Origin of the sequence: Thermoflexus sp., from assembly GCF_042408815.1 — a bacterium.
Lineage (GTDB): Bacteria > Chloroflexota > Anaerolineae > Thermoflexales > Thermoflexaceae > Thermoflexus.
In genome coordinates, this window is sequence record NZ_JBHOQR010000003.1 from 56,756 (window position 1) to 68,453 (window position 11,698).

The following is an 11,698-nucleotide window of genomic DNA, read 5'->3' on the forward strand; positions in this document are numbered from 1 at the left end:
ATACTTTAAAGATGTCCGGGATGCAATCCGGTCTCTTTCATTCCCTCTCCCTCCCATCGTGGGGTGCTGGAGGATCCTCGGGTTTTCAGGGGAGCGGAAGGGGTTCCAGCTGCTCCTAGCGAAAGCGTGTCCGTTCTATTTTTCCAAGGGGAGCGGGATGCCATTCAGGCTCCGGAGCACCTGAACTACCTTCCCCTGGATTTGAACCACTTCTGCCGGCACATCGAAGGGGCTCATGATTGGATGAGCCGACTGCAGGCGGACGCGATCTCCTTCCCGATACACATACTTCAGTGCGGTTTCGTGGCGGTCCGTTAACCAGATCACTGCCATTTCTCCGTCCCTCACCTCGGGCGTAGGCTGCACGATGATCAGATCCCCATCGCCGATCAGGGCATCGATCATGGAATTCCCACGAACCTGAAGGGCAAACAGCCCGTTCCCATGGGCAAGCCATGGGCGAGGGATCCGGATCCAGGCATGGGGCTCCGCATCGGGGTGGGGGATCGGCTCGCCAGCGGCGATCGACCCCATGAAGGGAATGAGGATCATATCCTCTACCGGGGCCAATCCATCCGGCCATTGTCGGAGGCGGATCCCCCGAGAGCGCCGACCCACCCGAACGATGAGACCTTCCTTCTCCAGCTGGCGGAGATGATAGTCCACCACAGAAGGTGAGGAGATCTTCAATCCCCTCTGGATCTCCCGAACGGTCGGATAGGTTCTTTCCTGCTGATACCATCGGGCGATAAAGTGGAGGATCTCCTGCCGAAGATTCCGTCGGATCCGCGATCGGCGCCTCCGCGTCATGCCGAGCCTCCCGTATCCCAAAACGTATCCCAACTTTTCCCAAATCTTATCGGAACATTTGTTCCATGTCAAGGGATGATCATTTCTCCGCCACCGGGGTTGACCTGCCCTTTGGGCGACCATGGGAAATCGCCTTTGAGCGGGTTCATCGCCCTCCCCGCCTTGGGGAGTCCAATGGGATCCCTCGGGCTTCCCGGTTATAAGGATCCACCATGTATGATCAAGGAGGATCCGATCTTTGGAGGGGAACCTGTGTGCCGATGGCTGTATCGTGTCCGGCAATTCGGGTGGGCGATCACAGCCCGGATCGGGGAGGAAGACCGGGCGCTGGTGGCGCGGATCCTGCCTCCGGAAGCCCAGGCGCTGTTCTGGCGGATGGCCCCGGGGGATCAGCGGCACAGTCTGGCGGTTCTGCGCACCCTGCTAGCCTGGGGGGAGACGCACCCAGCCCTCTTGAAGGCGGCGTTGTTGCACGATGTGGGGAAGGCGGCGGCGCCGCTCCCACCGTGGGAGCGAGCGCTGATCGTTCTGGGAGAAGCCGTGGGGATCCAGCCCGATCGTTTCGGGTGTTTCCGATGGCCCATCTTCCGATGCTGGGTGAATCGGGTGTGGCGTTATCGGGCTCACCCTGAGATCGGGGCCGCGTGGGCCATGGAGATCGGGTGTGATCCCCTCACCGTCGCCCTGATCCGCCGGCATCAGGATGCCCTGGGTCCACCGGAACCGGAAGAGGATCTGGAGACACGGCTGCTTCGTCGTCTCCAGCAGGCGGATCGAATCCATTAGCCAGCCCCTGAAAACGGAGAGGGATGCTTTGTCCGCTGGGGGATTCCCGAGGATGGGGGGCTGCCGAAGATGGCTCCTGCCTTTTTGTGGAGGGGGTCGCCGGGAAGGATGTTCCGACAGCCAATCGCGCGGCTATAATTGAAGTTGTGGACAGGGCATCTGTGTTGGGAGGATCGTTGAACCGGCTTCGCCGGCTTATGAAAGCGCTTCGGGGACGAGAGGCTCCTCCCGCTCGGATGAGCGGATCCGCAGTCATCCTCAATCAGGGGGAGGCGCGATGAAAGTCTATCGAACCGAGGACCTCCGCAATGTGGTGCTGGTGGGTCATAACGGTTCAGGCAAGACCACGCTGGTGGAGGCGATGTTGTTCCTGAGCGGGGCGACCACCCGTATGGGCCGTGTGGAGGAGGGCAACACTGTCTCCGACTTCGATGAGGAAGAGATCCGCCGTCGTCTCTCCATTTACGCTTCCCTTGTTCCTGTGGAATGGTCAGGCCACAAGATCAATCTTCTGGATGCGCCGGGCTATCTGGATTTCGTCGGCGAGATGAGGAGCGCGGTTCATGTGGCCGATTGTGCGCTGGTGGTCGTGGATAGTGTGGCGGGCGTGGAGGTGGGCACAGAACAGGCATGGGCGGCGCTGGAGGAACGGGGGGTGCCGCGTATCGCAGTCATCAGCAAGATGGATCGGGATAATGCGAATTTCGAGAACGCCCTGGAAGGTCTGCGCCGCGTTTTTAAGGCCCATTTCGTTCCCATTCAGCTTCCCATCGGCAGCCAGTCCGCGTTTGAGGGGGTAGTGGATCTCATCGCCATGAAGGCCCGGCGGGGGCCGCGCGGCGAGATCGGGGAGATCCCCGCCGGCTTACGGGATGAGGCGGAGGAGGCTCGGATGCGCCTGATGGAAGCCGCGGCGGAGGCGGATGATGAACTGATTGTGAAGTATCTGGAGAGCGGCGAGCTGACCGAAGAGGAGATCCGACGAGGGTTGAAGGCGGGCTTTCTGGCCGGGCGCATCGTCCCAGTGGCATGCGCGGCCGGGTTATCGACCATTGGCGTGGGTCCCTTGCTGGACCTCCTGGTGCAGCTGGCCCCTTCGCCGCTGGAGGCTCGGCCGGTCGAAGCGCTCCCTGTTTCCAACGGACAACCGGAGATTGTCCAGCCAGACCCCATGGGCCCGACCGTGGCTTACGTATTCAAGATCATGGCAGATCCCTTTGTGGGGAAGCTCGCCTACTTCCGGGTCTTCCGGGGCACGGTGCGTTCCAACTCCCACCTGTTCAATGCGAATCGGAATCAGGACGAGCGGCTGGCTCAAATCTTTGTGATGCGGGGGAAGGAGCAGATCCCTGTTCCAGAGCTGGCGGCGGGAGATATCGGGGCGGTGCCGAAGCTGAACGTCACCGGCCACGGGGATACCCTATGCGACCGCAGCCATCCGGTTCGGATCGCCCCACCGATCTATCCGACGCCGCTGTATGCGGTGGCGGTGGAGCCCAAGACCAAGGCGGATTCGGCCAAATTGATCCCCACGCTCCAGCGCCTGTGCGAGGAGGATCCCACCCTTCACCTCCGCCAAGAGCCTTCCACGCATCAGACCATCCTCGAGGGTATGGGAGATACCCACATCGATGTGGCGATCCGGCGGGCCTCCACGAAATTTGGTGTGGAGATCATGACCAGCGTCCCCCGGGTTCCGTATCGGGAGACGATCACCAAAGTGGCGAAGGCCCAGTATCGTCATAAGAAGCAGACCGGGGGCGCAGGGCAGTTTGGGGAGGTTCATTTGCGGATCGAACCCCTCCCACGGGATGGCGGCTTCGAATATGTGTGGGAGGTCTTCGGCGGGGCGATCTCCTCGAACTTCGCCCCCTCGATTGAGAAGGGGATTCGGAGTGTGATGGAGCAGGGGTTGCTGGCCGGGTATCCCATTGTGGATGTGCGGGTGGCGGTTTACGATGGCAAGGAGCATCCGGTGGACTCCAATGATATCTCCTTCCAGATCGCCGGACGCGAGGCCTTCAAGCTGGCATTCCAGCAGGCGGGCCCGGTGCTCCTGGAGCCGATCATGCAATTTACCATTATTGTCCCCGAGCAGTTCACCGGGGATGTGATCAGCGATCTGAACACCCGTCGGGCCCGGGTGCAGGGGATCGAGCAGCAGGGCGATAAGAGCGTCATCATCGCCCTTGCCCCCTTGGCGGAGATGCAGCGTTACGCTACCCAGCTGCGCTCCCTCACCCAGGGGCGCGGGGTGTTCCGCATGACGTTCAGCCACTATGAGGAGGTTCCACCGCATATCGCTCAAATGATCATCGAACAGGCCCGTCGGGAGCGCGAGGCGGCCAGGGAAAAGGCGTAAATTCCGGGGATGGCGCCGTTGGGCTCGACGGTGGGGAAGGGCAAAGGATTCGGCGGGGCTGGAAACCCGCTGCGCAACCCTCCATGGATTTCGGCCACCGCCTCTGGAGGAGGTGATCCAATGGGGATTCTTTTCCCATCCGATGCGTGGATCAAGGCCCTGATGGGGGAAGTCAATCGAAGCCCGGGCTACGCGGAGGCGGCGAAGAACTGGGAAGGGGATTTCTATTTCGTAGTGGAGCCCGAGGGCCCTCTGACGAAGCCGGTGGTGCTGTATATGGATCTCTGGCATGGTCAGTGCCGTGAGGCCTTTGAGGTAACCGACGAATCCATCCGGAACCCGGCTTACCGGATGTCCGCGCCCTATTCCGTATGGAAGCAGGTCATCCAGGGGAAGCTGGACCCGATCCAGGCGCTGGTCACCGGTCGCATCAAGTTGAGGGGAAATATGGTGAACATTATGCGGAACGTGCGGGCAGCCAAGGAGCTGGTGCTCTGTTGCACCCGGGTGCCCACGGATTTCATCGCTTAGAGAAGGCTGGGGGGAAAGATCTTCCCCGGGCCCCTGCGAAGATCCATGAACGAGGTTGAAGTCCATGTGGTTCTTCAAAACCCCGGAGATCGTATTCGGCGAGGATGCCCTCTCTTACCTCGAGCAGCTCGAGGGGCGACGCGCCTTCGTGATCACGGATTCCCAGGTTCGGCGTCTGGGCCTGGTCAAGCCGGTGGAGGATCGGTTGCGCCGCGCTGGATTCGAGGTCCACGTCTTCGACGCGGTGGAGCCAAACCCCACCATCCATTTGGTCCGGATGGGGTCGGATGTGATCCGCGCTTTCAACCCGGATTGGATCGTGGCGGTGGGCGGGGGTTCGGTGATCGACGCGGCCAAGGCGATCTGGGTGTTGTTGGAGCGGCCGGATCTGGATCCGTTGGCCATCAACCCGATGGAGCCCCTGGGCCTGCGGCGGCGTGCCCGTTTGATTGCCATCCCCACCACCAGCGGGACAGGCTCGGAGGCGACCTGGGCGATGGTCCTGACGGACCCGGAGGCACGGCGCAAGCTGGGAGTGGGATCCCGTGAGAGCATGCCGGATATCGCGATTGTGGATCCAGTCATGGTGATGCAGCTGCCGCCCCGTCTGACCGCCGATACGGGGATGGACGCGTTGACCCATGCGGTGGAAGGATATGTGAGCACATGGCGGAGCCCTTTCAGCGATGCGATGTGTCTGCATGCCGCCCGTCTGATCTTCACCTATCTCCCCCGGGCCTATCGAAAAGGGGCGGGGGATTCAGAAGCCCGAGCCCAGATGCACCTGGCGGCCACGATGGCGGGGATCGGTATTGGGAACGCGTTGGTCGGCCTGGCGCACAGCCTGGGTCATGCGCTGGGGGCACGCTTTGACATCCCCCACGGCCGAGCGGTGGGCCTCTTTCTTCCTTATGTGATTGAGTTCAACGCGCGGATTGCGGCAGATCGCTATGCGGATCTCTTGCGGGCCATCGGCTGGCCCAGCCCGAACGGCCCCGAGGCCGCTTTCCAGCTTTCCCGGGCGGTTCTGGAGATGCTCGAAACGCTGGAGCAGCCCCAGACCATCGCCGCCTGCGGGATCCCCCGGGATGATTTCGAGGCGGATCTGCCAACCCTGGTGGAATACGCCTTAGCGGACCCCAGCACGTTGACCAATCCTCGATCCCCGACGGCTGAGGAAATCGAGCACCTGATGATGTATGCTTATGAGGGGAAGATGGTGGACTTTTAGGGCCGCCGGCTTGACGGGACCCTGGCGCCTTACTCTCCGGCATGCGGGGGGATGGGATGCTCACCCATCTGGATGAGCGCGGCCGGGCGCGGATGGTGGATGTGGGAGAGAAACCCGAAACCCATCGGGTGGCCATCGCCCGGGGAGAGGTGTGGATGGCTCCAGAAACCATGGCGGCGATCCGGGAGGGCCGCCTTCCGAAGGGGGATGTGCTAGCGGCCGCCCGCATTGCCGGCATCATGGCCGCCAAGCGCACTCCCGAGCTCATTCCCTTGTGCCATCCTCTGCCCCTCACTCGGGTTCTGGTTGATTTCGCCCTTCGGGAGCCGGATGAAGCGCATCCGCTCCCATGGGTGGAGATCACCGCCCAGGTGGAAACCGTGGCCCGCACTGGGGTGGAGATGGAGGCGCTCACCGCTGTGACTATGGCCGCGCTGACGATCTACGATATGGCCAAGGCTATGGATCGGCGTATGCGATTGACCAACATCCGCCTGATCGAGAAGCACGGCGGGAAAAGCGGCGATCTGGTTCTGGAACCGTGAGGATAAGGATCGTCCCTCCCCTGAGGGCTTTGGGGAAAATGGGCATCCCGCACCCTGGATTCCGGCTCGGCTGCGCGACCCCTAACCATATCTCCGTTGTTTCAGGAATCTGTGAGGAAAGGGCGATGGAGGTGCAGATCCGTCTGTTTGCCACCTTGAAGGACCGTGCCGGCCAGGAGCAGATCTCCGTCTGGCTTCCGGACGGCGCCTCCGTAGCGGATCTTCTGAGGGCCGTCGGGGAGACGTATCCGACCCTTCAGCCCTATCTCTCCTCCGCTGTTGTGGCCATCAACCATGAGTTCGCTTTCCCAGAAGATCGCCTGCGCCCGGGAGATGAGATAGCCCTGTTCCCGCCGGTCAGCGGAGGGGAGGGGGATCCCATGCGGCCGGAGCTTGTGGCTCTCACGAGCGGGCCCATCGATCTGAACGCCCTGGTGCGGGCGGTGACCACTCCCCGCTCCGGAGCCGTGGCGTTGTTCACTGGGGTCGTGCGAGGCGAGGAGGGAGATCGGCGGGTGGAGTTCCTGGAATACGAAGCCTATCGGCCGATGGCCGAGGCCAAGATGCGCCAGATCGCGGCCGAGATCCGGGAGCGCTGGCCGCTGATTCACGGCATCGCCATGGTGCAGCGCGTAGGGCGCATGGAAGTCGGAGAGATCACGGTCGCTGTGGCGGTCTCCTCTGGACATCGCCATGAGGGTGTCTTCGAGGCCGCCCGCTATGGCATCGATCGTCTGAAGGAGATCGTCCCCGTCTGGAAGAAAGAGATCGGCTCTCACGGCGAGGTGTGGATCGAAGGCCACTACCGGCCCTCGCCGGCCGACGTCTCCCCATCCTCCTCGTAGCCGAAGACGGCCTGTGTCATATGAAGAAACAAGGGCAGGGCCAATCCGCCTGGGCGCAACGACCGCTACGATTCCCCGGAGCGATATCGCTAAAATCTTGCGTTTTTCAGAGCAATGAATGCGGCGATATGTTATACTGAATATGGGAATCCTGCGCCCGGAGGTCTTCCATGGCCAGTGTCCTCAAGCAATACAAGGTGCGGGACTGGATGACCCCGAATCCCATTACCATCTCCCCACGCACAACCCTGCCGGAGGCCCATCAGATCATGAAGGAGAAACGCATCCGCCGCCTTCCGGTGGTGGATGAAAACGGCCATCTGGTGGGGATCGTCACCCTGGGGGATGTGCGCGAGGCCTCCCCTTCGGATGCAACCTCCTTGAGCATCTTTGAGCTCAACTATCTCCTGGCCCGCCTCACGGTGGATAAGATCATGACCCGCAAGGTCATCACGGTCACGCCCGATACGCCGATCTACGAGGCGGCGCGCCTGATGCTGGAGCACAAGATCGGCGGCCTGCCCGTGGTGGAGAATGGCCGCGTGGTCGGGATCATCACGGAGTCCGATATCTTCAAGATGGTGGTACGCCTGGCGGCCGAAGAATAGCACCCCGTCCGGTTACGCCTTCAGGATGCGAGCCCCCCGGACCCGGAAGGGTGTGGATGGCTCCAACAGGCTGCCGGGAGGAAGGGCCTGGGGGGCTCGCGGCGTGACGCCAACGGTCACAATGCGCAAGGAAAGCAACGGATAGATCCAGGGGGATCGGCACCCCCCGAACAGGATCCAGTAGCCGGGCGGGCTCTCCGCCCACCGGCAGAAATCCTCAAAACCCGGGCCTCCGGTGAAATTCATTCCCGTTTTGCCTCCAGTACAAAGCCGACCCTCTAGCCCCACAGATTGGACGGATTTGCGACTTGCGGTATAATTTTGGGAAATCTTTCACGGAGCCAGGGGAATGGGGGAGGGGCCGGCGCGCTGGGTTTCGTGCACCCATGTTTTTCTGGATTGCGATGGGACCCTGGTGCGGGTGGAGGGGATCGTGGAGCTGGCTCGACTGCGGGGCCAGGAGGCGATTGTGGCAGCCCTTACGGAAGCCGCGATGGCGGGCCGTCTGCCTCTGGAGGCGGTGTATGAGCAGCGCCTCGCCCTGATCCGTCCCACCCGGGCGGAGATCCGCCACCTGGTCCGGATTTACCGGGAGAACCTGATCCCCGATGCCCCTCAGGTCCTTCAGGCCCTCCACGCCGGTGGGATCGCCGTTCATCTCTTGAGCAGTGGACTGGAGGAGGCGGTGCGAGGGCTGGGATGGCTTCTGGGGATCCCACCCCAGCGCGTCCACGCAGTTCGCGTCCGCTATGATCCGTTCGCCGGCGCATGGTGGCAGGGGGAGGAAGGACCGGTGGCCGGAGTGGAGCCCTCTCCGCTTCTCTATCAGGATGGCAAAGCGCGCCTCCTATCGGGTTTTCGAGCCCCGGGCCGACGGTTGATGCTGGTGGGGGATGGCGCGACCGATCTCCTCGCCCGTCCCGCGGTCCATCTCTTCGTCGGGTTCGGTGGCGTGTTCCATCGGCCCGCCATCGCCGAAGCCGCCGATGTCTATATCGCCTGCGATCGCCTCGCGCCGGTTCTCCCGCTGGCCCTCTCGCCGGAGCGGGCGCGCCGGCTGCAGGGCACGCCGGCCGAGGCCGTGCTCCGAGAGGGATTGCAGGCGTTCCGGGATGGCCTGGCGCGCTTTCGGGATCCCGAGCGCCACGAGCGGTTTCTGCGGGCATGGGCGAGCATGCCCTGAGGCCGTTGGCCGTCTAGGTTCCCCTTTAACCTCGCGGGAGGCGTATGCGATGGAGCAGGCTCCCATGCTGTTCATTCCAGGCCCCACCTACGTTCCCGAGGAGATCGCGCGGGCTCAGGCCCGGCCGATGATCGGCCATCGGAGCCGGGAGTTCACGGCGCTCTTTGAGCGGATCCTCCCTCGCCTGCAGGCCATCTTCCGCACTCGCGGCCGCGTCTTCTTCATCGCCGCTTCGGGAACCGGTCTGTGGGAGGCCGCCGTGCGCAACCTGGTGCGCCGTAAGGTGCTGTGCCTGATCAATGGTGCCTTCGGAGAGCGCTGGTATCAGGTCGCCCTGGCCAACGGCAAAGAGGCCGTTCCCGTCTCCGTCGAATGGGGAAAGGGGATTCGTCCCGAGCAGGTGGTGGCAGCCCTGGAGGAGCATCGGGATGTCGAGGCCATCACCTTGGTACACAATGAGACCTCCACCGGGGTGATGAACCCGCTCCGGGAGATCGCCGGGGCGGTGCACCAGACCTTCCCGGGGGTGCTGATCCTGGTGGATGCGGTCTCCTCGCTGGGCGGGGCTCCGCTAGAGACGGATGCATGGGGGCTGGACTTCGTGCTCACGTCTTCCCAGAAATGCTTGGCCCTGCCGCCCGGGCTGGCCTTCTGCGCGGTCTCTGAGCGGGCGCTGGAGAAAGCGAAGGAAGTCCCCCATCGAGGCTATTACTTCGACTTGCTCACTCTGGCCCGCTATGCAGATCGGGGGGAGACGCCGGCCACGCCGGCCATCTCCCTGCTTTACGCAGCCGATCTCCAGCTCGCGCGCATCCTGGAGGAAGGGCTGGAGGCCCGCTGGGAGCGCCATCGCCGGATGGCCGAGCGCCTCCAAGCGTGGGCGATGGAACGCTTCGGCCTCTTCGCCGAGGACGGCTATCGTTCGTGGACGTTGACATGCGTGGCCAATACCCGGGGCATCGATGTGGGCGCGTTGAATGAATTCCTGCGGTCCCGGGGGAAGGTGATTTCCTCCGGATATGGCCCTTTGAAGGGGAAGACCTTTCGCATCGCCCATATGGGGGAGATCCAGCCTCACCACCTTGAGGAGCTCCTCGCCGACATCGAGGAGTGGCTCGACGCCCAGCCATGAGACGCGAAGATCGGACAGGCAACCTCGCTCACATCCGCTGGGAGGTTCACCCATGGCCTGGCGGATCGGGCTGACCGATCCTTTGGATGAAGAGGGGTTCGCCCTGCTGCAGGAGGATCCGGAAGTGGAGGTGGTGGAAGCCCGGCGCCCCTCCCCGGAAAAGTTGCGGGAGCTGGTTCGGACGTGCGATGCCCTGATCGTTCGCAGCGGCGTGCGGTTGGATTCCGGGATCCTGGAGCAGGCGGAGCGGCTGCGGGTGATCGCCCGTGCCGGCATCGGGGTGGACAACATCGACCTGGAGGCTGCCACCCGGCGGGGGATCCTGGTGATGAACACCCCGGGGGCCAGCACGATCGCGGTGGCCGAGCATACCTTCGCCCTGCTCCTGGCCCTCGTGCGGAAGATCCCGCCAGCCTGGCTCTCCTTGCGGGAGGGACAATGGGAACGGGAGCGTTTCCTCGGCGTCCAGCTCGCGGGCAAAACCCTCGGCCTGGTGGGCCTGGGGCGGATCGGGGTGGAGGTGGCCCGCCGGGCCCGGGCCTTTGAGATGCAGGTGATCGCCTTCGATCCCTATATCCCGGAGGAGCGGGCCGCAGCCCTACAGATTGAGCTGGTCCCGGACCTGGAGGAACTCTTTGCCCGGGCGGACGTGATCAGCCTCCACGTTCCCCTGACCCGTGAAACGCAGCACTTGATCAACCGCCAGGCCTTTGCGAAGATGAAGCCCGGGGTTTACCTGGTGAACACCGCGCGGGGCGCGGTGGTGGATGAGGAAGCTCTCCTGGAGGCGCTGAACAGCGGCCGGGTGGCCGGCGCCGCCCTGGATACCTTCAGCGAGGAGCCGCCCCGTTCTCCGATCCTGCAGGCCCTGATCGCCCATGAACGGGTGGTGGCTGTGCCCCATCTGGGGGGCAGCACCCGGGAGGCCCAGCGCCTGATCAGCCGTCAGATCGTCCAGCAGGTGCTGGATGCGCTGCGAGGGCGGGATTACCGGAATGTGGTGAACCTGCCTTTCCCCGAGGGGGCCGATTATCGCGCTCTGGCGCCGTTCATGCGCCTCGCCGAGGTGATCGGGCGCCTGCAGATGCAGCTGATCCGCGGGCGCATCCATCGGGCCGAGATCGATGTGCGCGGAGAGGAGCTGCGGGCAGCCCTTCGTCCTCTGGGGGTGGCCTTTCTCAAAGGTCTCCTCACGCCGATCCTGGGGGATGAGGTCACCTTTGTAAACGCGCCCCTCCTGGCCCAGGAGCGAGGGATACAGATCGCGGAGGCCGCCCAGCCGATCCTGGGAGCCTACGCGCAGGCCATCGCATGTCGGGTTTTTTCCACCCGGGAAACCCGACTGGTCGTGGGCGCGCTGTTCGCGGGGGAACCGCGCATCGTCCAGGTGGATGATTTCCCGATGGAAGCCCTGCCCCGCGGGGCGGTGCTCTTCATGCGCAGCCGGGATGTGCCCGGTGTGATCGGCCGCGTGGGGACGCTGCTGGGGCAGCATGGGATCAATATCGCGGAATGGCGCCTGGGTCGAGATCGGCCAGGGGGCACTGCCCTTTCTTTTATTAATCTGGACACTCCCGCTCCTCCCGAGGTTCTGGAAGCCCTACGGGCGATGTCGGAGGTCGAGGACGTGCGCCAGGCGTTTTTGCCGGAAATCATCTGATTCTC

At 63.5% G+C, this 11,698-nt stretch carries 12 protein-coding genes; 10 read left to right on the forward strand and 2 right to left on the reverse strand.

The window, feature by feature from the left end; genetic code table 11:
- Nucleotides 1-135: 135 nt before the first annotated feature.
- Nucleotides 136-810, reverse strand: coding sequence for a transcriptional repressor LexA (gene lexA / locus ACFMO3_RS02100; RefSeq protein ID WP_376788781.1), 675 nt, complete (start codon nt 808-810; stop codon nt 136-138).
- 252 nt (nt 811-1,062) lie between these two features.
- Between lexA and ACFMO3_RS02105 the strand changes: the two genes are divergently transcribed.
- The 7 genes from ACFMO3_RS02105 to ACFMO3_RS02135 all read left to right on the forward strand — a co-directional run bounded on the left by ACFMO3_RS02105 (nt 1,063) and on the right by ACFMO3_RS02135 (nt 7,718).
- Nucleotides 1,063-1,596, forward strand: a complete 534-nt coding sequence (locus ACFMO3_RS02105; RefSeq protein ID WP_376788782.1) for a hypothetical protein — start codon at nt 1,063-1,065, stop codon at nt 1,594-1,596.
- Between the two features lie 277 nt (nt 1,597-1,873).
- Nucleotides 1,874-3,958, forward strand: a complete 2,085-nt coding sequence (gene fusA, locus ACFMO3_RS02110) for an elongation factor G (protein WP_376788783.1) — start codon at nt 1,874-1,876, stop codon at nt 3,956-3,958.
- 120 nt (nt 3,959-4,078) lie between these two features.
- On the forward strand, nt 4,079-4,489 hold the full coding sequence (locus ACFMO3_RS02115; RefSeq protein ID WP_322801899.1) for an SCP2 sterol-binding domain-containing protein: 411 nt from the start codon (nt 4,079-4,081) through the stop codon (nt 4,487-4,489).
- 64 nt (nt 4,490-4,553) lie between these two features.
- Complete coding sequence (locus tag ACFMO3_RS02120; RefSeq protein WP_376788784.1) at nt 4,554-5,720, forward strand: iron-containing alcohol dehydrogenase; 1,167 nt, start codon at nt 4,554-4,556, stop codon at nt 5,718-5,720.
- A 41-nt stretch (nt 5,721-5,761) separates the two neighbouring features.
- On the forward strand, nt 5,762-6,265 hold the full coding sequence (gene moaC, locus ACFMO3_RS02125; RefSeq protein ID WP_376788785.1) for a cyclic pyranopterin monophosphate synthase MoaC: 504 nt from the start codon (nt 5,762-5,764) through the stop codon (nt 6,263-6,265).
- Nucleotides 6,266-6,390: 125 nt separating this feature from the next.
- Nucleotides 6,391-7,110 carry a molybdenum cofactor biosynthesis protein MoaE gene (locus tag ACFMO3_RS02130; protein WP_376788786.1) on the forward strand — a complete coding sequence of 240 codons (720 nt, stop codon included), beginning with the start codon at nt 6,391-6,393 and terminating at the stop codon, nt 7,108-7,110.
- Between the two features lie 170 nt (nt 7,111-7,280).
- Nucleotides 7,281-7,718 carry a CBS domain-containing protein gene (locus ACFMO3_RS02135; RefSeq protein ID WP_299287624.1) on the forward strand — a complete coding sequence of 146 codons (438 nt, stop codon included), beginning with the start codon at nt 7,281-7,283 and terminating at the stop codon, nt 7,716-7,718.
- A 12-nt stretch (nt 7,719-7,730) separates the two neighbouring features.
- Here the strand turns inward: ACFMO3_RS02135 and ACFMO3_RS02140 are convergent, their stop codons facing one another.
- Nucleotides 7,731-7,964, reverse strand: a complete 234-nt coding sequence (locus tag ACFMO3_RS02140) for a hypothetical protein (RefSeq protein ID WP_376788787.1) — start codon at nt 7,962-7,964, stop codon at nt 7,731-7,733.
- Nucleotides 7,965-8,067: 103 nt separating this feature from the next.
- Here ACFMO3_RS02140 and ACFMO3_RS02145 point away from each other — a divergent pair, with 103 nt between their 5' ends.
- The 3 genes from ACFMO3_RS02145 to serA are packed head-to-tail and all read left to right on the forward strand — an operon-like array spanning nt 8,068 to nt 11,693.
- Nucleotides 8,068-8,901 carry an HAD family hydrolase gene (locus ACFMO3_RS02145; protein WP_376788788.1) on the forward strand — a complete coding sequence of 278 codons (834 nt, stop codon included), beginning with the start codon at nt 8,068-8,070 and terminating at the stop codon, nt 8,899-8,901.
- A 49-nt stretch (nt 8,902-8,950) separates the two neighbouring features.
- The gene (locus ACFMO3_RS02150) at nt 8,951-10,033 is read left to right on the forward strand and encodes a pyridoxal-phosphate-dependent aminotransferase family protein (protein WP_376788789.1); all 1,083 of its coding nucleotides are present in this window, start codon (nt 8,951-8,953) and stop codon (nt 10,031-10,033) included.
- A gap of 52 nt (nt 10,034-10,085) precedes the next feature.
- On the forward strand, nt 10,086-11,693 hold the full coding sequence (gene serA / locus ACFMO3_RS02155; protein ID WP_376788790.1) for a phosphoglycerate dehydrogenase: 1,608 nt from the start codon (nt 10,086-10,088) through the stop codon (nt 11,691-11,693).
- Nucleotides 11,694-11,698: the final 5 nt, after the last annotated feature.